Source organism: Sphingomonas sp. UYP23, assembly GCF_054059235.1.
The window spans coordinates 3,251,149-3,274,274 of sequence record NZ_JBSSBX010000001.1 but is presented as its reverse complement, the minus strand read 5'-3'; the positions used below and the strand labels follow the sequence as shown (position 1 = coordinate 3,274,274).

Below are 23,126 nucleotides of genomic sequence, written 5' to 3'. Positions count from 1 at the left end.
GAAGGGCGGGCGCTAATCATGACGCGCGAGTTCCATGCCGGCATCCGCGGTGCAATGAATCAGGTGCCGATTCCCGAGCTATCGGTGTTGTCGTTCGGCGATGTCGAATACCATTACATGGCAGTCGTAGGCGAGATAGACGAAATATCCCGGCTTGGACGGCCATTGTCCAAAGACGACGCTCTTCCTTTCGCCAGAGCGCTGGAGGCCCTGCCGGAAGGAACGTCCGGAGCGATTTTCTGTCGCCAGCATGAGTGCATGATCCCCATCGATACGGATGGGGACGCGCGGATCGACAAGGCCCTCGCTCTCGGTCGCTATTTGAGCGGCGGCGTCGACGTTTCCGCCGAGGACGTTGTCGCGCTCGACCGGATCGTCACTAAAATGGACCTGGACGATCTCGTAGATGTCGCGGCGACAGCCGGGATCGATATCAAGCAGCCCATACCTCGTGCGGCCAAACGCAAAACCTCGGCGCCGCGGAGTCCCAAGGTCCCGGCCGAAGCGATTGGACCTTTCAGGCTCCCCGGAAGAAGCCATCTCGAGGCGTTCTTCAACGAGCATGTCGTCGACATCGTCGCGAACGAGACCCGCTACGCCGCTTTGGGGATCGGCTTCCCGGGGGGCGTCATCCTTGAGGGCCCCACCGGCTGCGGCAAGACCTTCGCCGTCGAAAAACTCGTAGAGCACCTGGGATGGCGAAGTTTCTCGATCGATGCGTCAAGCGTCGCCAGTCCGTATATTCATGAGACATCACGCAAGGTCGCCGAGATTTTCACCGAGGCGATTAAGGCGGCTCCCGCCGTGATCGTCATTGACGAAATGGACGCCTTCCTGGCTGACCGTGACGTGGGAACCGGCCACCACCGTGTTGAAGAAGTCGCCGAATTTCTCCGGCGCATTCCCGAAGCGAGCGCCGCACGCGTCCTGGTAATAGGCATGACCAATAAGATCGAACTGATCGATCCCGCCATCCTGCGCCGCGGTCGCTTCGATCATGTGGTTCGGGTCGACCACGCGGAGCTGGAGGAGATCAAAGGCATGCTTGCGTCTCTCCTGCAAGACATTCCGCATGATCTGGAAGATTTCGCTACGTTATCTAGCAATCTTGCCGGACGGCCGCTCTCCGACGTTGCGTACGTCGTCCGTGAGGCCGGTCGCCTAGCAGCACGCTCAGGCAAGGACCGGATCGCGCCCACAGACTTCGAGGAAGCGCTTTCGCGTAGTCCATCACGTAATCCCGATGATCAGAAGCGGATCGGATTCTAATGAGCGACGGGGGAAAAGAGGCGATCGGCTTTGCGGGGCTCAGCACGTTTCGAACCGACATCGATGCAGCTTTCGCGAAGGCAGATCGTGCCGCTTCGGGGCCTCGTCCGATGCGACAGGACACATCGGATACGACTACGGCGGCACCAGTTCACCGCGACACCGGCGCATCTTCCGGAGTCGCGAAGAAGATCGGCGGCTGGGTCCTCGGAATCATCATCATCATCGGTATAAAGGGCGCGTTCTTCGGCGCGACGCACACGTCAGCGCCCTACGAGCAGAGTACCGAAACGGCTGCACCCGCCATTTCGACACCGCAGGCCGAAGATACATCCATCGTGCCGCCTACGGATGGCGCCACGGACACTGCGGCTGCCTCGACCGACGGCAACTGGCAGATCGTCGATCAAGGTCCCTCGGCTGCGCCCCGACCCGATCCGTCGGCAGGCGATCCAACGGATATGCCGAAGCCGACCGCCTACGACAGCTCGACACTATCGATAGGCGAACTGCGCTACTGTCTAGCCGAGGACATCCGCATTTCCGCCGAGCAGTCGGAGCTTAATGAGCTTAGGTCGTCAGACGGAGAGCGCTACAACAGCAATGTCGATGGCATCAACGCGTCGATCACAGATTATCAGAGCCGCTGTTCCAAGCGGTCGTTCAACGTAAGCGACAAGCAAATGGCCGAACCGCAGGTCGAAAACCAGCGTGTGAGCCTCGAAGCGGAGGGCCGTGCCCGTGTCAGCTAACGTCGTCGACCAGGTTGCGATCGCGACCAACCCCTTCGCCATTCTGGACGTCACGACACGAGACACGCGCGAGCGGATTTTCGAAGCCGTCGAAGACCGCTCGCTCATGTTCGATCCCGACGCATGCATGGAAGCCCGTGCCGTGCTGACCGCACCACGCCGCCGGTTTGAAGCCGAGCTCGGCTGGTTTCCCGGCGTCGCTCCATCGACCGCCAAGCGCGCCATGCAAGCGCGCGGACTGAGCGAAATCGAGGATATGCCCCTTGCCGGGCTGGCGATGGCGAATGCGCTCGCAGCTTGCGCCCAGCAATACCCACCGGGGACGCTTGACGACCTCGTCGGCTTCCTGATCGCGATGACCTCAGCCGTCAGTGAGGTGACGTTGGGCGGCACGCTTCGCGAGGTGAACGAAGATCGCGAGATCGCGGGGTTTCCGCCGTTCAGCTCTACAGACGCGGCTGAGGAAATGCTCCGCGAACGCCATCAACTATGGCGACGGGACGTCCTCTCGCTACTGTCGCGCCTGCCAACGACGCTGATGGCTGAAGGCCTGTACCGCGCGTCGGAGAGGATGGCGAAATCGGGCGCCCTTCCCACGTTCATGCACGAAGTCATCGAAGACTACGCGCTGCGGACACAGCCCTTCCTCCAGGAAGAACTGACAGGTGCCGAAAGGCTCTGCGAGAAGGCGAAAGACGTCGCTGGGAGCCGGCCCCAAGCGTTGGGCCCGCTGATCGATGCGCTCGGCGAGCTGCTCGAGACCTGGGAGGAGGTAACCAGGCCCATTCAGCGCAGCATGACGATTCTAGGCCGCACTGATCGCGATAGCGAACGATTGGCCTACATGATCCGCAGCCTCTCGATCGATCTTCACAACGAGCACGATCTCTCCGAGGACGCACGAAAGCTGAACGCAATGCTGGTCAGGAGCTTCGCCGCCCTGCCGGGCTTCATTGCAAAGGCGGACGAAGACAGGGAGGCCATCGCCAGTTTCGTCGCTCAAAAGAAGCAGCTGGAAGCTAAAAATACGTACGTCGCTGAGGTCGGTACCTTCAACAAGACGCGCCTGAGCATCAGCTCGCGCACCCTCGAGTGGAAGGGGCGCCAATATGACGTCGCGCAAATCCGCAGCGCCAGATGGGGCGGCATCAGCCACTCGCTAAACGGGATCCCAACGGGCACGGAATATCTCATCGCGTGGAGCGATGGCACGGGCGAAGCCGTCATCAAATTGCGCAACAAGGGCATCTACGAAGCCTATGTGGAACGCCTTTGGCGCGTACTCGCGGAGCCGGTGATCAGTCAGATCATTTCGGAACTCCAGACCGGACGCGATCTTCGCGTAGGCGCCGCCGTGGTCCGAAACGAAAGCATCACCCTGCCGTGTTCCAAACTCTTCGGTGAGAAGCGCACGCAGTTTGGATGGCATGAGGTCTCATTCCGAACGATCGACGGATCTCTTGTCATCGACGGGCCACCAAAGTCGAAGGCAACTGCCCGGCTCTCGTTCCGTGAAGTGGCGAATGTCCACTTCTTCGAGGCATTGATACGGACCGCGGTGACGAACGGCCACGCGAGGCTGAGTGATGCGTTCTCCTGATCGTCGCTCCAGCGCGGTGGCTTCCGTCGCGTGTTGAAGGCGTCCCATCGCGCGCCGCCGATTTTCAGGATGACTCTCTCATCCTGAAATTCATATGCCGTTTCTGTCGCGGCGCCGCCGTGATGCTGCAGGCCGCAGGCATAGCGGGAGGTCGGTCCTCCTGGTATAGCGGCTGAGGGGATATGCGCCGAAAATGGCGGATTTCCGCCGTTTCTTAGAGCCGTTGCCCCCTCCCGTAGGGGTCACCATCGCCAAGCAATGAATGGCTTGATAGCGCGACTTCACCAACTCCGCCTACCTTGCGCCGCATTCCGTCTGACAGTCCCGACAGGCTTCAATGGGGTGTAACGAGGGCTCCGGGCATCGTTGGCCACGATCCGCGACCACTCAGCGTCCGACACGTCTTCCTGCTGCAACGGCGACTCCAAACGGCGGTCTGGAACCAGAGATCACGCCCGTTGGGATCCGACTCAGCCAACACGGCCCGGACCTGACATGATGACGTTCCTCCCGGCGGCTTCAGGTCCCGACCTTATGTCGCGTTCACAGCGAAAAGCCGAAGAAAATAGCCGGTGAACCGCCGCGCATTGCGCTCGGTAGAGTCGGGGGCATCGGGCGAAACGCCCCATAAGCGGCGGTTATGTTGGGTCGTGCAAAGGCCCAGCAGCATCTGGGCCATGTCGACCGGATCCTCGTCGCGGAGGCAGCCGGCACCAATCTGGCCGCGCAGATAGCCCGCCAGCGCGTGTTCGACCCGCATCGCTGCGCGTTCGTAGAAGATGGCGCCCAATTCGGGGAAGCGCCCGCTCTCTCCCGCGATCAGTCGCCACGCCGCGACGGCGTCGGGCTGCGCGGTCTTTTGCATGAACCTGCGGCAGAAGCTGAACAGCGTCGTTTCGAGGTCGGCCGAGGCGAGCAAGCCGCCTTCGAGTTCCGCGCGAAAATCGGATGTCACATCCTCTATGACGGCGGCGAACAGCTCCTCCTTCGACCGGAAGTAGCTCCACAAGGTCGCCTTGGATCCGCCCAGTTCGGTCAGCAGGCCGGACATCGACGTCGCAGCATAGCCGTCCTCGAGGAAGGAGCGTCGGGCGGCGGCGACGATCGCCTGCCGCCGGTCCTGCTTGCGCGCCTCCCGTTTGCCGAGCGGCGCCGTGTTCGGTTCGATCGTCATGATCGTACTATACGGTACACTTTTTAATTGACAACCGTTCACGTCTCCCCCATTTGAAAACTGTACCTCTTAGTACGGTTTTAGATATGACGCTCATGACACCCCGCACCGCGATCCGCCCGATGGCACCGCTCGCCCTGCTTCTGCTGTCCGCCTGTGCGACCGTCCCGAGGCTGGGCCCGGCTCCGACAATGGCGCCGTCGACGGCTTATGCCGCGGACGCGACGCTTGCCGGCGTCGACCGCTCGGCTTGGCCGGACCAGGCGTGGTGGCACGATTATGGCGATCCGCAGCTCGACGCGTTGATCGCCGAAGCGATGGCGGGCACGCCCGATCTCGCCGCCGCGGTGGCGCGCGTTCGCCAGGCCGATGCCTATGTCCAGCAGGCCCAGGCGGCGCGCCTGCCGACGCTCGACGCCAGCGGCAGCGTCGGGACCGCCAAGCAGAGCTACAATAACGGCTATCCCGCGGCCTTCGTGCCCAAGGGGTGGAAAGGCACCGGCAAGCTCGAGGCCGATCTCGGCTTTGACCTCGATTTGTGGGGCCGCAACAAGGCATCGTATGCAGCGGCCAAATCGGACGCGGCGGCGGCGCGGCTCGACCTCGCACAAGCGACGCTGACGCTCTCGACCAGTATCGCCGACGCCTATGCCACGCTCGCCCAGCTCTTTGCCGAGCGCGGCGTGCAGGCCACTGCGCTCGACATCCGCCAGCAGACCGAGCGCCTCACCGCCGACCGCGTCGTCGCCGGGCTCGACACGCAGGCCGAGCTCAAACAGGCGCAATCCGCCGTACCCACCGCGCGCGCCGATATCGCCGCGACCGACGAACAGATCGCGCTGACGCGCAACCGCCTCGCCGCGCTGCTCGGCAAGGGGCCCGATCGCGGGCTCGCGATTACCGCGCCGACCGCGATCATCACCGCGCGCGGCGTGCCGGCGGACGTCACCACCAATCTGATCGGCCGCCGGCCCGACATCATCGCAGCCCGCACCCGCGTCGAGGCCGAGGCGAGCCGCATCAAAGTCGCGCGCGCCGATTTCTACCCGGACGTCAAACTCAGCGCGGTCTTCGGCCTCCAGTCGCTGGGGCTCGGCTCGCTGTTCGACAGCGGATCGACCTTCGGCAATGCCGGACCGGCGATCAGCCTGCCGATCTTCCGCGGCGGTGCGTTGCAGGGGCAATATCGCCATGCGCGCGGGCTCTATGACGCAGCGGTCGCCACTTACGACCAGACGGTGACCGACGCTTATCGCGCCGTCGCCGATGCCGTCGTCAGCCAGCGCGCGCTGGCGACGCGGCTGTCCGAATCGCGCGCCGCACTGGTGGCGGCACAGGCGGCCTATTCGGTGGCACGCCAGCGCTACAAAGTCGGGCTGTCGCGTTTCACCGATGTGCTGACCGCGCAGGACCGTGCGCTCCAGTCGCAGCGGACGGTCGCCGACCTCCAGGCGCGCGCCTTCACCCTCGATGTCGCGCTCGTGCGCGCGTTGGGCGGTGGCTTCTCCCCGTCCGTGGCGACAGCCCGGACCCTTACGGACCCGACCAGCAAGGACCAGACCCATGGCTGATGCCGACCCCACGCCGCGTCAATTCCACCAGACCGAGACCCCGGACATGGCCGCCGACAGCAAGACGCCGAACACGCGCAAGCGGCTGCTGACCGGCATCGCCGCAGTCGTCCTGCTCTGCGGCGCAGGCTATGGCGGATGGTATGCGGTGGTGGGCAGCCATCATGTCGAGACCGACAACGCCTATGTCGGCGCGGATACCGCACAGGTGACGCCGATGGTGTCGGGGCAGACGATCGCGGTGCTCGCGTCCGACACGCAGCCGGTCAAGCGCGGCGATGTGCTTGTCCGGCTCGATGACAGCGATGCGCAGATCACGCTTGCCGGTGCCGAGGCCGATCTGGCCAAGGCGCGCCGCCAGTTCGGCCAGAGCGCGGCGACCAGCAACGCGCTGTCGGCGCAGGTCGATGCGCGCCGCGCCGATATCGCCAGCGCCCAGGCCCAGCTCGTGTCGGCGCGCGCGGGCTTCGCCAAGGCGCAGGTCGATTTCAACCGCCGGCAGAAGCTCGCGCCCAACGGCGCGGTCTCGGGCGACGAACTGACATCGGCGACCAATGCGCTGGCCGGCGCGCGCGCAACGCTCGAGCAAGCGCGCGCCGCGGTGGCGCAGGCAATGTCGCAACAGGGCGCGGCGTCGGGCAATCTCGCCGCCAACCAGGCCTTGATCCAGGGAACCACCGCCGCCACCGCGCCCGACGTGCTCGCCGCCGAAGCCCGCGTTCGCCAGGCGAGGCTCGATCTCGACCGGACGATCGTGCGCGCGCCCGTCGACGGCGTGGTCGCGAGCCGCAGCATCCAGATCGGGCAGCGCGTCGCGCCGGGTACGACCGTGATGCGGATCGTCCCGGTCAACCAGATGTACGTCGATGCGAACTTCAAGGAAGGCCAGCTCGCCAAGGTGAAGCCGGGCCAGGCGGTGTCGCTGACCTCCGACCTCTATGGCGACGATGTCGCGTATCACGGTCGTGTCGTCGGCTTTTCGGGCGGCACCGGCTCGGCCTTCGCGCTGATCCCCGCACAGAATGCGACGGGCAACTGGATCAAGGTCGTCCAGCGCCTGCCGGTCCGCGTCGCGCTCGATCCGAAGGAACTCGCCGCGCATCCGCTGCGGGTCGGCCTGTCGATGACCGCGGAGATCGATACCGCCGCGCGCTAACGCCTGCGTCGGCACGTGCTTGTCGGGGCGTTCCTTCCCGAACGCCAGAGCCCGGGGTTCCCCCTCCCGGCTCGGGAACGCCCCGTCGAGGGCAGGCGGGATCGCATAGGTCGACCCGCCTGCCAGCCGAGAAATGAACCCGTTAACCGGGCGCTCCGGCGCCGGCAGGAGTAAGGCGGCGATGGCCGTTCAGGAAGACTTCAAGCCTTTCACCGGGCCCACCCTGCTGCTGGCGGGCGTGGTCTTGGCGCTGACCAATTTCATGGTCGTGCTCGATACCACCATCGCCAACGTGTCGGTCGCGCACATCTCCGGCTCGCTCGGCATCTCGTCGACGCAGGGCACGTGGGTGATCACCTCCTACGCCGTTGCCGAGGCGATCTGCGTGCCGCTCACCGGCTGGCTTGCCGGACGTTTCGGCACGGTCAAGACCTTCATGCTGGGGATGCTCGGTTTCGGCCTGTTTTCGATGCTGTGCGGATTCTCGACCAGCCTGACCATGCTGGTCGCGTGTCGGATCGGCCAGGGGCTGTGCGGCGGCCCGCTGATGCCGCTCAGCCAGACGCTGCTGCTGCGCATCTTTCCAAAGAAACAGCAGGGACAGGCGATGGGCCTGTGGGCGATGACGACCGTCACGGCGCCGATCCTCGGCCCGATCCTGGGCGGGACGATCAGCGACAGCTGGTCGTGGCACTGGATCTTCTTCATCAACATCCCGATCGCCGCGCTGTGCGCGTTCGGCGCGCACCGCCTGCTCTCGCCGGCAGAAACCGGAACCGAAAAGCTGGCGATGGACAAGATCGGCCTCGGGCTGCTCGTGGTCTGGATCGGCGCGCTGCAGATCATGCTCGACATCGGCCGCGAGCATGACTGGTTCGGCGACGGCCTGATCGTGACCCTCGCGATCGTCGCGGCGATCGGGCTGGCGGTGTTCGTCGCCTGGGAAATCACCGAGCGCCAGCCGATCGTCGATCTGCGCGTCTTTCGCCACCGCGGCTTCACCGTCTCGGTGATCAGCCTCGCCTTCGCCTTCGCCGCGTTCTTCGCCTCGGCGGTGCTGATCCCGCAATGGCTCCAAAGCAGCATGGGCTATACCGCGACCTATGCCGGCTATGTGACCGCCTTCACCGGGGTCGGCGCGGTGGCGATGTCGCCGATCGTCGCCAAGCTGATGGACCGGGTCGATCCGCGCGGCCTGGTCTGCTTCGGCATCCTGTGGCTCGGCGCGACCTCGCTGCTCCGGGTCCACTGGACCAGCGGCGCGGATTTCTGGACACTGGCGATGCCGCAGCTGTTGCAGGGGATCGGCATGCCGTTCTTCTTCATCCCGCTCACCACGATCGGGCTTGGTGCGGTAGAGCCCGAGGAAACCGCCTCGGCGGCGGGCGTGATGAGCTTCCTGCGGACGATGGCGGGCGCGATCGGCACCTCGGTCTCGACCACGCTCTATGCCAATAACGCCGTCGTCGCGCGCAGCGAAATCGTGTCGAAGCTCAACGCCGACCCGACCAGCGCGGCGATGCAGGCCAGCGGCTTCTCGCTCGATCAGGTGCGTGGCACCATCGAGCAGACGGTCACCCAGGAAAGCTATGCGATGGCGATCAACCATCTCTTTCTGCTGTCGGCGATCGTCTTCGCCTTTGCCGCGATGATCATCTGGCTGTCGCCCCGCCCTACCCGCGCCGTCGAAGCAGGCGCAGCCCACTAAAGGTCACCTGCTCCCCGTTTCCTGGACCAACCTGGCATGGAAAGGTTGGGTTCAGTGAGCTGCTACCCATTCTTGGACCACCCGGCTGGGCGTCATCCAGTTCCTGCCGGCCAGGGCGGGCCATGTGCCGCTGACCGGTTCACCAGCGATATCGGCGGCTTATTGCCGATCGCGCTATGTGGTCGCACCTCGTTATAGTCTCTACGCCAAGTCTCGCATTTTCCGACCGCATCGTCGAGGCTCATGAACCAGTGCTGGTTCAGGCACTCCGCCCGGAACTTGCCGTTGAAGCTCTCGATGAACGCATTGTCCGTCGGCGTGCCAGGCCGCGAGAAGTCCAGTACGACACCCCGCATGTACGCCCACAGGTCGAGGTCTCGGGAGATGAACTCGCTGCCCTGATCCACCCGGATCGAGGCTGGATAGCCGACCTCGCCGCAGACCCGGTCCAGCACGGCGATCACGTCAGGCGCCCGGAAGCTGAACCGTGGCACTACTGCTGGCGAGAACCGGCTGAACGTGTCGATCACCGTCAGGATGCGTAGCTTCGATCCCGTGGCGAGTTGGTCATGGACGAAGTCCATGGCCCATACTTCATTCGAACACGACGCCGCGCAGCGTCCTTCTCTTAGCTTCGCTTTCACCCGGCGCTTCGGTGGCTTTTGTCGCAGCTGCAGCCCCAACTCCTTGTAAAGCCGATAAACACGTTTCGCGTTCACGTCCCAACCCTCCCGCCGGAGCAGCACATGGATCCGGCGATAGCCGTAACGCACGCGCGTTTCAGCGATCTCCTGCATCCGCTTCTTTAGGTCGGCCTGATCCGCGCGGCGTCCACGATAGTGGTAGCTCGATCGCTCCGCCCGAAGCACGCTGCACGCCCGTCGGATACTGACGGACCAGATGCCCCGGATGTCGTCGACGAGCTGACGCCGCCGATCAGGCCTCAGAGCTTTCGCGAGACGACATCCTGCAACATCGCCTTGTCGAGACTCAGGTCGGCCACCAACCGCTTGAGCTTCGCATTCTCATCCTCGAGTTGGCGTAATCGCCGCATCTCCGATGGCATCAAACCGGCGTATTTCTTGCGCCAGGCATAGAATGTCGCATCGCTGATCCCGGCTTTGCGGCACACCTCGCCGATCGTCGTGCCGTCCTCGGCCTGCTTCAACACAAACGCGATCTGCGCCTCGCTGAACTTCGATCTTTTCATCGCTCACTCCATCGACTGACCCTCAATCCTAAACTGGAATTTTCCAGCTCAAAACGGTCCAGGAAACGGGCAGCAGGTCATCAGGGTGAAGGGCAGGTGACGGCGGAAGCGTTCCCGACGTTTGGCAAGGCGCAGATCGCCATCGGGTGGCAGCAGGCCGCGAATGGCTCAGCGTCCACGCACGGTGCGCCCCAATTCCGTTCCCCGGACCGACCGGAGAAGCCTGGGCATAAACGGTCAGACCGGACGTGCTTTTCAGCACCTGTGATTTGCCCTTGCACGAAGGGCTTCCCGACACGGTCGCGCTCGAACCGTATGCGCTGTCGGCGGACGCGCGCCACCCGCTCGAAACAGCAGCCCCGACCAGCGCAAGGCTTCCCGAAACCAACCGATCGTTCCTGGAGCCGGAAAAGGGACGATGCTTCGGCTCCGTCCCAGTCAGCGCCATGGCTCGCCGGCTTGGCATTCCGGGATCGCTAGGGCTTTTCCGCGTCTGACTTACGAAGCATTTCGCCGACCTTGATCCCGAGCGCTTCCATCGTGAAAGGCTTGGTCAGCAACTCCATGCCGGGCTCGAGATGCCCGTTGCCGACGGCGGCATTCTCCGCATAGCCCGTGATGAACAGCACCTTCAGATTCGGCCGAAGCGACCGAGCCGCATCGGCAACCTGCCGCCCGTTCATTCCGTTCGGGAGGCCGACGTCGGTGATCAGCAACTCGATCCTCGCGCCCGACTGCAGCACCTTCAGACCGGCCGCGCCATCGGCTGCACCGATGACGGTGTAGCCCAGATCTTCGAGCACCTCGTCGACGAGATGGCGGATAGTGGCTTCGTCGTCGACGATCAGGACCGTCTGGCCGTGCGCGCTATCGCGACGCGTCGATGCTTCTTCGATCTCGGCGACGGGCGCATCCCCGTGATACCGTGGCAGATAGATGCAGATCGTCGTGCCGGTACCCACCTCCGAATAGATCCGTACCTGGCCACCGGACTGCCGCGCGAAACCGTAGATCATCGAGAGCCCCAGCCCCGTGCCCTGGCCGATGGGCTTGGTCGTGTAGAAGGGTTCGAACGCGCGCTCGATTGTCTCGGGCGACATGCCGGTGCCGGTGTCGGTCACGCACACGGAAAGGTACTGACCGGCGGAAAGGTCGCGTTCCCGGGCCGCCCGATCGTCGAGCCATTTGTTGGCGGTCTCGATCGTCAGCCGGCCGCCGTCCGGCATCGCATCGCGGGCATTGATGCACAGGTTGAGCAGGGCATTCTCGAGTTGCCCGGCATCGATATTGGACGCCCAGAGACCAGCAGCGCCGACGACCTCGATCGTGTTGCCCGGGCCGACGGTGCGCCGCAACAGGTCTTCCATGCCGCCGATCAGACGGTTCACGTCGGTCGGCTTGGGATCGAGCGTCTGCCGACGCGAGAAAGCGAGCAGACGCTGCGTCAGCGACGCGGCCCTGCGGCCCGCGCCTTGGGCTGCCAGCACGAAGCGATCGATATCGTCAAGCCGGCCGCGCGCGATCCGCAACTGGAGCAGTTCCAGATTCCCCATCATGCCGGTCAGCAGATTGTTGAAATCGTGCGCCAAGCCGCCGGTCAGCTGCCCCACGGCTTCCACCTTCTGCGATTGGCGGAGCGCTTCCTCGACCTGTTGACGCTCGTCGATCGCCTGGGCGACGCGTTGCTCGAGCGTTCGATTCAGTTCGCGGACAGCCGCTTCTGCCTGCTTTCTGGCGGTCACGTCGACCGAGGAGCCGACGAGGCCGATCACCGCCCCGGCGTCGTCGAACAGCGGGGCCTTGGTCGACAGCCAGGTCGCCGGTCTGCCATCCGGAAGCCTGACCTCTTCCTCGGCCTGTTCCTCTACGCCGCTTTCCATGATGCGGCGATCGGTCGCCATGATCCTCTCGCCCTCGGCGCGGTCATCGAGCACGTCCACATCGGTCAGCCCGATATACTCGGCTGGCGGCTTGCCGATGAGCTCGGTCGTGCCGCGGTTGCCGATGAGGAAGCGCCCCTCGCGATCCTTCGCATAGACAACGCCCGGCACGGCTTCCGTGAACGTGCGCAGCAGCGCGGTCACGCGATCGCGTTCGGCTTCCGCGACACGCCCGGCCTCGATGTCGAGCAGCACCCCCGGGAAACGAAGCGCGCGCCCCTCACCGTCGAGTTCGACCCGGCCGTTGGCTTCGACCCATCGATAGACGCCGTCACCTTGGAGCACACGATACTCGCAGCAGTACGGCCCGCCGCGCGCAAGGGCGTCCTGGATCGCGTCGCCAACCCTGGCTCGGTCGTCCTCATGGATCGACGCGGTGACCTGATCGAGCGGCAAACCCGATCGGCACAGTTCGGGCGACAAGCCGAACGATTCCGCAAAGCGATCGTCGGCGATGAAAGTGTCCGCGGAAACGTCCCATACCCAGGTGCCGACGATCGCACCGGCGTCGAGCGCGAGCTTCAACCGCTCCGAGGCGTTCCGCTCCTCGGCAACGGGCACGAAGGTGCAAATCGCGCCGCGATGCTCGCCCCCGCTGATGATCGGGATGACCCGATATTCGACGGGCAACGGCGGCGCGCCATTGACCGGAAAGAAGAGCTCATCGCTGACATGGGCGCCGATGCCGTCGCGCGCGCATCTGGAGATCGGGCAGTCGCTGAAGTGATAGGGCGATCCGTCGGGATGTTTGGAGTGAATCGTGTCGTGCAGTTTGCGGCCGAGCACGTCCTCCTCGCGCGCGAAGCCCATCATGCGCAGGAACGCGGCGTTGCAAAGCGTCGTCACGCCCTCGGTATCGACCGCGTAGAAGCCCTCCATCATCGAATCGAAGCAGCAGGCGGATGTTGCTCTGGCTGCCGCTCAGCCCTTCGGTCGCAAGCTTCTGCTCGGTCCTGTCGCGCAGCACCTTCACGAACCCGATCGCTTGGTCGGCGTCGTCACGGAGCACCGTGATCTGACAATTGGCCCAGAAACGCTCGCCGCTTTTGCGCTGATACCAGCGCTCGTCAGCGCCGGCTCCCGCGATGAGCGCCTCATGCATCTCGGTATCGACGCGGCCGATTGCATCGTCCTCGGGCGTGAAGACGCGCGCCAGGGTCTGGCCGAGCATCTCCGCTTCGCTCCATCCAAGGATCAGCCGCGCGCCCGCGTTCCAGGCGGTCACCCGCCCCTCGCGGTCCGTGGCGATGATCGCGAAGTCGGTCGCGCTGTCGATGATCCAGCGGTTCAAAGCGGTGTTCGGCAAGGGAAGGTCCAACGTAAGATAGAGCGATCTAACGGGGTCGACATTTGGCAGCGTAATACCCGGTATCAATCCACCGCAATGCACCCTTGAGCAAGGTCTTTTGGATAGTGGCATCGGCGGCACGTCTGGAGCTTCGCTTGGGCGGTTCGTGACCGCGGGCGTTTATGACTCGAAGCCGGCGATCCCTCGCGACGGACTGGGCTGTCGTGGCGCCCGGCGCGCTGCTACAGCCTGCGCTGATTTTGGAATTGAGAGACGCATGGCCCGCAAGCATTCGAAACATGGCCCGTACGAGGCGCCACAGCTCGAGGACGAGGATATCCCGGCTGCGGTAGCGCCCTGCTGGCTCTGCGGCCGCGTGCTGGGCAAGACGATTGTCTGGCATCATCCCGTGCCGAAAAGCCGTGGTGGTCGCGACGTGGTGCCGATGCATCCGATTTGCCAACAGACGCTGGTCGCAAATTTCACCAACGCCGAGCTGCAACGCCACGCGATGGATGTGGAAGCGCTGCTCGCGGATCCCGCCGTCCGGAAATTCGTGGATTGGGTCGCGAAGAAGGATCCCGACTTCACCGCTACCACAACGAAGAAGCAGCGATAACGAGGCGCCGATCCGGGCTGGTCGACCCGAACGGTGTCACGCGACGGCCTCACTTCGATGGCGTGCCGCGCGTCACCGTTCCGTAGGCTACCGACACGAAACGCCCGTCCTGAACCCGCTGCTCATGAATAGCGCTCTTCCGACCAGGGATCGCCACGCATATGGTATCCATTGACCTCCCAGAACCCGGCTTTGTCGGCGTCCAAGAAGTCGATCCCGCATATCCATTTGGCGCTCTTCCACAGATAGAGGTGCGGGATCAGCATCCGCGCCGGGCCGCCATGCGCGCGGGTGAGCGGCTTGCCCTCCCAGCTATGCACGACCATCGCCGCCGCATCCGCGAAGTCGGCGAGCGACACGTTGGTCGTATAGCCGTCATAGCCGTGTAACAGGACGAAGGCGGCCTCCTCGCGCGGCCGGACGCGGTCGAGCAGGTCGCGCGTGGCAACCCCTGTCCATCCGTTGTCGTAGCGCGACCACGTCGTCACGCAGTGGATGTCCGAGCGCGTCCGCATCTGCGGCAGGGCCATAAACGCCGTCCAGTCGAGCGTCACCGGGCGCTCGACGAGCCCGCCGATTGCCAGCGCCCAGCGCTCCTGCGCGACGTCGGGCTGGCGGCCCAGATCGAGCACCGGCCAGTCGTTCACCAGATGCTGGCCCGGTGGAAGGCGCTCATGCGCCGTGGCGTGCATCGTCCCCCGTAATGAACTTGTGCTCGCTCGCCCAACGCTGCTTGGAACGGGTGAGCTTGCTGTCGGGCGGCGGCGTATCGTCGGTCATGGCGGTCTCCAGCGGCAACCGCATCATCGAGCAGCGCCACCCCGGGCGCAACCCGATCGCAATGCGTGTACCGCCGGCTTGCATCAATTCCAGCCAGACCATCGTCGTGGCGCGCAGTCGCGGCGGAGCGCTGGCACTCGCCGGTTGCGCTGGCCTGCCGCCGGGCCTCGATCGTCACGCGGACGACCTCCGGCGGCAGGAACCAACGCCATTGTCGCCCCCCCTTCCCGTGTCGTTAGAACCGCATGCCGAAGCGCGCGCCGTAGGTTCGGGGTGCGCCGATCGTGCTGGAGACAAAGCCGTTGACGAACGGGCTCTGGTCGCCGCCGCCGCCGGTATAGACGGTGGCGTTCGTTATGTTGCGGACATACCCCCCGATAAACCACCGTTCCCCGGGGGCGTTGTAGGTCAGCGTGGCGTTCCAGTTGCCATAGGCATCCGCCAGCGAATTCGGCACGAAGCTGGTCGACGTGTAGCGCTTCGTTGCGAACGCCAGATCGGTATCGAACGTGATGTTGCTCCCGCTCGTCAATCGGAACACTTGTGTCATGCCGACATTGCCCGAAACTTTGGGCGAACGCACGAGCGGCTTGCCGGCGCAATTCACCGTTACATACGGACCCAGCGGCCCTGGCGTAATGTTTGCCGGTGATACGCCACAGCCCGTCGAACCGGGGGTGGTGAACTGCGCTGCCTGTACGAAGGAAAATTCCTGATAGCGCGAGTTCACATATTCTACGCCCGCGTGCAGCGTGGTCCCGGCGAACGGCTTGGCAACGACGTCCGCGTTGAGGCCGTAAATTCGCGCTTTGCCGGCATTCTGCGTGGTCAGCGACAGATTGCCCGATCCGTCGAGGATCAGCGAAGAGAGCTGGAGATCACGGTAGTCCCAGTAGAATCCCTCAAGATTGAATTGCAGCGTGTTGTGCAGGAAACGGTTGCGCAGACCGACGGTGTAGGCCGTGATCGTCTAGGCCTTGAACGGCAACGCGCGGTTGGTGGCGACCGTATCGACGGCCTGGTTGAACCCGCCGGCTTTGAACCCGGTGCTCACCGTTGCGAACAGCATGCTCTGCGGCGCCAGATCGACCTCGCCGCCAACCTTCCAGGTCGCGCGGTTGAAAGTGCGGGCGCTGTCGAAATTGACCGGCGGCAGGAGGTTGCACTCGCTGCCCGGTGCAAAGGTCGGCGGCACGCACGGAGTGGCGAGCGGCGGGGAACCGGTGACGGTCGGCGAAACCGCGAACTTGCGGAAATTGGTCAGCGACCGCTGATCCGACGTGTAGCGAAGGCCGCCGATCAGGCGCAGCCGATCCGTAAGACTGTACGTCGCTTCGCCAAACCCCGCGATGGATTTGGATTGCAGGTCCGAGGCGATCCGAACACGCTGGATGACACCAGCGGTGATCGCGAAATCGGTGCTCTGATTCTCCTGGAAGGCAAACGCGCCCACGACCCATTTCAGCTTGCCACTGGTGCCGCCCAGCCGGGTTTCGAGCGAATATTGATCGGAGGTTTCGCCCTTGGTGCCTTTCCCACCGGGGGAGTAGTTGAAGCCGGGAGATACGGAAAAGATCGCGGTGGTGCGGCGGTATGCCGGCAGGACGGTCAGCGTCGCGCCGCCGAAATCATAATCCGCCTGACCGCTGATATTCCAGCTTTTCACGTTCTGGAACAAGCGCTCCGCATCCGGGCGGTCGAACACGGCAGCGGGCGGCGACGCGCCTCTCGAGGCGACGAAGTTTGCGTTGATGACCGAGAAATAATAGTCGGCGGCGGCCTTTGACGTCGTTCCGGTCCACGGCGACTGCCCCGGAATGCTCGGAAGGACTGCCAAGCCAGAGCCTTTGCCGCCGAGATGGGTATATCCGCCGAGCAGATGGATGGTCAGCTTGTCGAACTTCGCAAGCGCTTGCAGACGAACCGACTGATGCTTGTCATCATCGCCGCCGTCGGTGAGGTAGCCGCCGCGATCGGAAAGTTGGAACGATGCGCGCACCGCGACATCGTCCGCGACAGGCAGGTTGATCGCCCCTTCGCCGCCCAACGTATCGTAATTGCCGGCGGTACCTTGCAAATAACCTTCCAACTTGTTGAGCCGAGGCTTTGCCGCGATGAGGTTTAGCGCGCCGCCACTGGCGTTGCGCCCATAGAGCGTGCCTTGCGGACCTTTGAGCAATTCGATGCGATCGAGGTCGAAGAAGTTGCCCGAGATCGCCTGGGGTCGCGAGATCGGGACACCGTCGAGGTTGGTCACCACAGCCGGGTTCGCGGTCGCGACCACCCCGAAATCGCCCACGCCACGGACATAGATCTGCGTCGAGGTGCCCCCGCCGACCTGCACGCCGGTGGCAATCTTGGTCAGGTCGTCAGGACGCGTCACCCCCCGATTGGCGATCTCCTGACCGCTGAACGCCTCGATCGAAATCGAGGCACGCTGGACGCTTTCGGCCCACCGCTGAGCGGTGACGACGATATCTCCGATACCCTGGCTGTCAGCGGCCTGCGGCTGCGCTGCGACCTGCGATTGCGCAGCGGCGGCACCGCTCATCGACGCGACTGCCACCGCGAGCATCGAGCATTTGATATATTGCTTCATCGTGATCCCCTCCAGATGCCGCCGCGATTTTTTTGCGGCTGTTATCGACCCCGCCAGGCACCCCTTCGCGACACCGGCATCGCAAACGTCGGCTGCCCGAACGCTTCCTGCCGATCCGTACGAGGGGCCGTGTTATCGACCGCGACAATGGATACCCAATGGTCGTGGCGACACCGGAGCGCCTGATCGCAATGTGACTTATTGTATCACTATTGGACTGTTTAGTCAGAGTTGAAGCGGGCCTGGGAGGCCGTTTCGTCAGGTCGGTGCGAGCGCGCTCGCACCGTTCTGCATCGGAAATGGCGGGATCGTACTGCGCTCGCGCGTCGCAGATGCGCCGGCAATTTGACCGACCGGCGTCGATTTTACGTTATTTCAAAAACGTCTATCGCCACTGCCGATGATCCTTGGGGCGTCAGGTTCCCGATGAAGATACGACTGTTGAGGAACGCATATTTTTCGCCAGCAACCTCAAACGTCGGGCGTGTTTTTGCGTACCAGTTGGTCATGTCGATTTCCTCGCCAGCCAGGATCTGCGCCATCATGTCGCGCGCGCCCGGCTGGAGCCCGTCGTTCGTGATCATGATCAGCGCGCCGTCGTCGGTCTGGAGCGTGTAGCGAGCCCACAGGTACACCGTGCCGTCCGGGCGTTCCAAATTCCAATCCGCCCCGCCGGGCAGGATCGTTCCACGAAGGCGTTGTCCGAAGAAGCGCCCGCCGGTGATCGGAATAATCCGACGGTACCCGCCCGGAACAGGGCCAATATCGACAACAGGTCCCAGCTCTACCTCAAGGCGCATGAGGTGATCGGCAGAAATCATAGCAATCCTCTCCACTCTTATAGAATGATTCTCGGGCGTGGGCTCTCCGCTGCCACGAAATTTCATACGCACGATCGCGCATACGTTGATTGGATCGGTCGGCAGCTGCGCGCGCTCACTTTCTAAAAGATGCACCAGGCCTGTCGGATCCGACGGCTCCCTTCCCGAAATCGGCTTTCACCGCAGAAAGCGGCAAGCCTTCGCTGGATCGCGCATCGCTTTGACAAGGTCAAACGGCGAGCAGCTTTGCATGGGACGTGGAACGGCGCGCGGGATGCGCGCTGGAACCGCCCTATTGCGGCGGCGCTTCGACATCGGCGGACGTCTCGCGAAGGCAGTGCAGAAACGCCTGCTGTGCTCGAGTAGGGAACCAATCGCGGCGCGATATCGCGCCGATTGTGCGCATCGTATCCGGCACGTTCGACTCGATCCGGACGAGCGTGCCTGAGTCAATTTCGGCGCTCACCTGGTCTGTCGACAGCAGCGTCAGGAAATCGCTACGGACCAGCAGCCCACGGATCAGCGCGACCGAACCGCATTGGATCGGCGCATCGGGCCGAGGCATCCCCGAGCGATCGAACATCTTCTGCCAACGGTCGAGCAACCCCGATGCGCGCCGCGCGACGATCCACGGATAGGTGGCGAGTTCCTCCAGGCCGGCGACGGCGCCCGCAAGCGGGTGGCTGGCGCGCCCGATGATCGTGAGCCGATCGTGGAACAGCGGCTCCTGCAACAGATCCGCCCCGGGATGGTCGCGCAGCGCGCCGATCAGGACGTCGATCCGCCCACTGCGCAGCAATTCGACGAGCTCGAAATACGATCCTTCCACCACATCGACCCGCACATCCGGGCGCTGTTGCAACAGGTTCGCCAGCGTCGCGGGCAACAGGAGCGAGCGCGACAAGGCCATCGCCCCGAGCGACAGATACCCGCCGCGCTCAGTCGTCTCCTCGAGACCGGCAGAGAGTTCGGTGACGCCCATCATGAACCCCCGCGCCAGTTTCGCCCCGGCGCGGGTCAGCTCGACGCCGCGTCCCCGTTGCTCGACGAGCGGCGTCCCCGCCAGACGCTCCACATCGCGGACCGCGCGATGCAGCGAGGGGATCGAGATTCCGACATTTTCCGCAGCGCGGGAAAAGCTGCCGGCTTCCGAGAGCGCGATCAAGCCCCGCACGTGCGCGGTCGTGAGGTACGATTCGAGCCGCTCGGCGGCCTGGGTCTTCCCGATCGCCCGACACGCTTTGCCAAAGCTGCGCATTGCGCGGCGGATTCGCTGCAGGACGGGCTTGCCCTCGGCGGTCGGGATTACACCGCCTGCGCTGCGGTGAAACAGCGATGCGCCAAACGCCTTTTCGAGACGCGCGAGCGCTTGGGTCAGCGCAGGCTGGGAAATCGCCGCCGTCCGCGCCGCAGCGCTCAGGCTGCCGGTGTCGGCGATCGCCACGACCATGCGCAAGTGCCGCATGTTGAGGTCATAGGGCGTCGCCATTCCTCTACTTTAGCATGACCTTATGGCATTCCGATAAAGAAATTTGTTGTAGCCCGCGGCGGCGACTAGCCTTGCAGAAACACGTGAATGAAAATGTCTGGAGAGGACGCGAACATGTCGAGCCAATCGACCAACCTGCTGGTTGCCGAGGCAGCAATGCCGACACGCCATCGCGTCCTGCTCGACTGGGTCGAGGGGATCGCGGCGCAGACGCTGCCGCAGAACGTCCATTGGTGCGACGGCTCGGAATCCGAAGCGCAGGCCCTTGCCGCGCAGGCCGTCGAAAGCGGCACGCTCATCCCCCTCAATCCCGCGTTGCGGCCCAATTCGTTCTACGCCCGATCGGATCCGCGCGACGTCGCCCGTGTCGAGAGCCGAACCTTCATCTGCTCGGACTCGGAAAACGACGCGGGGCCGACCAACAATTGGGCGCAACCCGACGAAATGCGGCTTCGGCTCGACGGTTTGTTTACCGGCTGCATGGCGGGTCGCACCCTGTATGTCGTTCCGTTTTGCATGGGCCCGCTGGGATCCGACAAGAGCCTGATCGGCATCGAGATCACCGACAGCCCCTACGTCGTGCTTTCCATGCGCGTTATGACCCGCATCGGCGCGCCGGTGCTCGATCTGCTTGGGGAAGACGGCTTCTTCATCCGGTGCGTGCATTCGGTCGGGATGCCGCTCGCGGACGGTGTCGCCGACGTCGCATGGCCGTGCAACGACGAGAAGTGGATCGTGCATTTTCCCGAAACGCGGGAGATCTGGTCATACGGCTCGGGCTACGGCGGCAATGCGCTGCTAGGCAAGAAGTGCGTCGCGCTGCGTATTGCCAGCGTGATGGCGCGCGATGAGGGTTGGCTTGCCGAGCATATGCTGATCCTGAAGCTGACCGATCCCGCGGGTAGCAGCCATTATATCGCGGCAGCGTTTCCGAGCGCCTGCGGGAAGACGAATCTCGCGATGCTCGAGCCCAGCCTGGCCGGCTGGAAAGCCGAAACGATTGGTGACGACATTGCCTGGATGCGGTTCGGCAAAGACGGACGGCTGTATGCGATCAACCCCGAAGCCGGTTTTTTCGGGGTCGCTCCAGGAACCGGACCGAGCACCAATCGCAACGCGATCGCGACGCTTATCGACAATTGCATCTTCACCAACACCGCGCTGACGGCCGATGGCGACGTCTGGTGGGAGGGTCTGACCAAGACCGCGCCCGACGGCCTGACGGACTGGACCGGCGCGCCATATGATCCGGCAAGCGGCAAGCCGGCCGCCCACCCGAACGCGCGCTTTGCGGTTCCTGCGGCACAATGCCCCAGCATCGCGCCCGAATGGGATTCCCCGGAAGGCGTGCCGATTTCGGCGATTCTGTTCGGCGGTCGTCGCGCAACCGCGGTGCCCTTGGTGACCGAGGCGTTTGATTGGGAGCACGGCGTCTATCTGGCGGCGAACATCGCGTCGGAGGGTACCGCTGCAGCCGAAAACGCGGTCGGTGAACTGCGTCGCGATCCGTTCGCGATGCTGCCCTTCTGCGGCTATCACATTGCCGACTATTTCAACCATTGGCTGCGGATCGGCGCAGCAGCGCAATCGAATGCGTCCGTCCTGCCGAAGATCTTCCTGGTGAATTGGTTCCGCAAGGACAGCGCCGGCAAGTTCCTCTGGCCGGGCTTTGGGGACAATGCGCGCGCGCTCAAATGGATTGTCGAACGAGTCACGGGTGCTGCCGCGGCGGTCACGACACCCATCGGCCTGTTGCCCGAAGTCGACGCGCTCGATCTCAGCGGCCTATCGCTTACCGCGAACGACGCAGATCTTTTGCTGACGGTGGATACGCCGGTGTGGCTGGAGGAAGCACGCCTCAACCGGACATATCTCGAGACGTTTGGCGACCGCCTTCCGCCTGCGCTCATTGAGCAGCAATCGGCTCTTGAAGCTCGGTTGGGTTCAAGCGTGATCGACGGCTCTCCCGCATCTGCAGAGCAATCGGGAGGAATGGACCGGTAGCGGAGCTTGACGCCGGCAGATCGGCGGGAGCGCGGCAGGATGGGGCGTTGGCGGGTCGCAGATCTAGCGGAGCCTATCCGCAACCGCCCGAACCCGCAGAATTCCGCCGATTTCGAAGCTGGTCGACACCGTCCGTAGGGGTCGCCAGCGCCGAGCGGCCACCAACACACCACGCTGACGTGCCAGGCAATGCCCGACTGCGCCACAGGCTCTGAAGGTTCTCGAGACTTTCGCACACAATGTCGGGTGACGCCGCAACGCCACCCGACACCCAAGATCAGCCAGCGATGAACGCCAGCAGGTCGGCATTGATCTGCGCGCCATGCGTGGTCGGCATGCCGTGCGGATAGCCCGGGTAGGTCGTGTACTGCGCCCCCGGAATGAGCTTGGCCGACAGATCGCCCGAGATCGCGATCGGCACGATCTGGTCGTCCTCGCCGTGCAGCACGAGCGTCGGGACGGTGATCGCCGCGAGATCGGCGGTGAAGTCGGTCTCGGAGAAGGCGGCCACGCCACGGACATGCGCGAGCGCGCTGCCCATCATTCCCTGCCGCCACCAATTGCGGCGCACGCCCTCGTGAACCGCGACGCCCTCGCGATTGAAGCCGTAGAATGGCATGGTGAAATCGTAATAATATTGGGCGCGGTTGGTGGCGGTCTGCGTGCGGATCTCGTCGAACACCGCCATCGGAACGCCGTTCGGGTTGGCCGGCGTCTGGACCATCAGCGGCGGGACTGCGCTGATCAGCACCGCCTTGGCGACCCGGCCTGGCTTGGCGTGCGCGACATAGCGCGCGACTTCGCCCCCGCCGGTCGAATGGCCGATATGGATGCCATTCTGAATATCGAGCGCATCGGTGAGCGCGACGACGTCGGCGACGTAGGTGTCCATGTCGTTGCCCGTCGCGGTCTGGGTCGAGCGGCCGTGGCCGCGCCGGTCGTGCGCGATGACGCGATAGCCTTTGTCGAGGAAGAACAGCATCTGCCCGTCCCAATCGTCGCCGCTGAGCGGCCAGCCGTGATGGAACACGATCGGCTGCGCATCGCGCGGTCCCCAATCCTTGTAGAAGATTTCGGTGCCGTCGTTGGTGGTGATGTTGGGCATGAGCGGTCTCCTCGGGGCAGGAAATGTACGTGTGGCGGCTA

The 23,126-nt window shown here is 64.1% G+C and carries 14 protein-coding genes and 3 pseudogenes; 8 read left to right on the top strand and 9 right to left on the bottom strand.

The window, feature by feature from the left end; all coding sequences use genetic code 11:
* Positions 1-18 precede the first annotated feature (18 nt).
* From ACVWYO_RS16115 to ACVWYO_RS16105, 3 genes are read left to right on the top strand one after another with little or no spacing between them, the layout of a single operon-like run.
* Entirely contained in the window at positions 19-1,269 is a 1,251-nt protein-coding gene (locus tag ACVWYO_RS16115) for an ATP-binding protein (protein ID WP_457352468.1), read from the top strand.
* Positions 1,269-2,021, top strand: coding sequence for a hypothetical protein (locus ACVWYO_RS16110; RefSeq protein ID WP_457352466.1), 753 nt, complete (start codon positions 1,269-1,271; stop codon positions 2,019-2,021). Before ACVWYO_RS16115 ends, ACVWYO_RS16110 begins: the two co-directional genes overlap by 1 nt.
* Positions 2,011-3,621 (top strand): hypothetical protein, encoded by a 1,611-nt coding sequence (locus tag ACVWYO_RS16105; RefSeq protein ID WP_457352464.1) that lies wholly within the window; start codon positions 2,011-2,013, stop codon positions 3,619-3,621. The genes ACVWYO_RS16110 and ACVWYO_RS16105 overlap by 11 nt, the downstream gene beginning before the upstream one ends.
* Positions 3,622-4,153: 532 nt before the next feature.
* Here the strand turns inward: ACVWYO_RS16105 and ACVWYO_RS16100 are convergent.
* The gene (locus tag ACVWYO_RS16100) at positions 4,154-4,795 is read right to left on the bottom strand and encodes a TetR/AcrR family transcriptional regulator (protein WP_457352462.1); all 642 of its coding nucleotides are present in this window, start codon (positions 4,793-4,795) and stop codon (positions 4,154-4,156) included.
* Between the two features lie 95 nt (positions 4,796-4,890).
* On the opposite strand from ACVWYO_RS16100, the gene ACVWYO_RS16095 reads away from it, so the two are divergent.
* The 3 genes from ACVWYO_RS16095 (at position 4,891) to ACVWYO_RS16085 (ending at position 9,230) form a co-directional block, all read left to right on the top strand.
* Positions 4,891-6,366 carry an efflux transporter outer membrane subunit gene (locus ACVWYO_RS16095; protein ID WP_457352460.1) on the top strand — a complete coding sequence of 492 codons (1,476 nt, stop codon included), beginning with the start codon at positions 4,891-4,893 and terminating at the stop codon, positions 6,364-6,366.
* Positions 6,359-7,522, top strand: a complete 1,164-nt coding sequence (locus ACVWYO_RS16090) for an HlyD family secretion protein (protein WP_457352458.1) — start codon at positions 6,359-6,361, stop codon at positions 7,520-7,522. Before ACVWYO_RS16095 ends, ACVWYO_RS16090 begins: the two co-directional genes overlap by 8 nt.
* Before the next feature lie 181 nt (positions 7,523-7,703).
* The gene (locus ACVWYO_RS16085) at positions 7,704-9,230 is read left to right on the top strand and encodes a DHA2 family efflux MFS transporter permease subunit (protein ID WP_457352456.1); all 1,527 of its coding nucleotides are present in this window, start codon (positions 7,704-7,706) and stop codon (positions 9,228-9,230) included.
* A 92-nt stretch (positions 9,231-9,322) separates the two neighbouring features.
* On the opposite strand, the gene ACVWYO_RS16080 is transcribed toward ACVWYO_RS16085, so the two are convergent.
* The 3 genes and pseudogenes from ACVWYO_RS16080 to ACVWYO_RS16070 all read right to left on the bottom strand — a co-directional run.
* Positions 9,323-10,440, bottom strand: a protein-coding gene (locus tag ACVWYO_RS16080) for an IS3 family transposase (RefSeq protein WP_457352454.1) whose coding sequence is annotated in 2 segments (ribosomal slippage) — positions 9,323-10,188 and positions 10,188-10,440 — 1,119 coding nt in all. Because the reading frame shifts where the segments join, the coding sequence is not laid out codon by codon here.
* A 476-nt stretch (positions 10,441-10,916) separates the two neighbouring features.
* Positions 10,917-13,259: a PAS domain-containing protein gene (locus ACVWYO_RS16075; RefSeq protein WP_457352452.1), complete on the bottom strand. Its 2,343-nt coding sequence runs from the start codon at positions 13,257-13,259 to the stop codon at positions 10,917-10,919.
* 61 nt (positions 13,260-13,320) lie between these two features.
* A pseudogene (locus ACVWYO_RS16070) lies at positions 13,321-13,800 on the bottom strand (PAS domain-containing protein); the annotation flags it as partial.
* Positions 13,801-13,945: 145 nt separating this feature from the next.
* Here ACVWYO_RS16070 and ACVWYO_RS16065 point away from each other — a divergent pair.
* Positions 13,946-14,287, top strand: coding sequence for a hypothetical protein (locus tag ACVWYO_RS16065; protein WP_457352450.1), 342 nt, complete (start codon positions 13,946-13,948; stop codon positions 14,285-14,287).
* A 122-nt stretch (positions 14,288-14,409) separates the two neighbouring features.
* Here the strand turns inward: ACVWYO_RS16065 and ACVWYO_RS16060 are convergent.
* From ACVWYO_RS16060 to ACVWYO_RS16045, 4 genes and pseudogenes are all read right to left on the bottom strand, one after another.
* Positions 14,410-15,067, bottom strand: a pseudogene (locus tag ACVWYO_RS16060) (sulfite oxidase-like oxidoreductase).
* Positions 15,068-15,302: 235 nt separating this feature from the next.
* A pseudogene (locus ACVWYO_RS16055) lies at positions 15,303-17,618 on the bottom strand (TonB-dependent receptor).
* A 413-nt stretch (positions 17,619-18,031) separates the two neighbouring features.
* Complete coding sequence (locus ACVWYO_RS16050) at positions 18,032-18,487, bottom strand: DUF3237 domain-containing protein (protein WP_457352448.1); 456 nt, start codon at positions 18,485-18,487, stop codon at positions 18,032-18,034.
* A 292-nt stretch (positions 18,488-18,779) separates the two neighbouring features.
* Entirely contained in the window at positions 18,780-19,976 is a 1,197-nt protein-coding gene (locus ACVWYO_RS16045; protein WP_457352446.1) for a LysR family transcriptional regulator, read from the bottom strand.
* Positions 19,977-20,090: 114 nt separating this feature from the next.
* Between ACVWYO_RS16045 and ACVWYO_RS16040 the strand changes: the two genes are divergently transcribed.
* Complete coding sequence (locus ACVWYO_RS16040; protein ID WP_457352444.1) at positions 20,091-21,980, top strand: phosphoenolpyruvate carboxykinase (GTP); 1,890 nt, start codon at positions 20,091-20,093, stop codon at positions 21,978-21,980.
* A gap of 277 nt (positions 21,981-22,257) precedes the next feature.
* Here the strand turns inward: ACVWYO_RS16040 and ACVWYO_RS16035 are convergent, their stop codons facing one another.
* Positions 22,258-23,085, bottom strand: a complete 828-nt coding sequence (locus ACVWYO_RS16035) for an alpha/beta fold hydrolase (protein WP_457352442.1) — start codon at positions 23,083-23,085, stop codon at positions 22,258-22,260.
* Between the last annotated feature and the right edge of the window lie 41 nt (positions 23,086-23,126).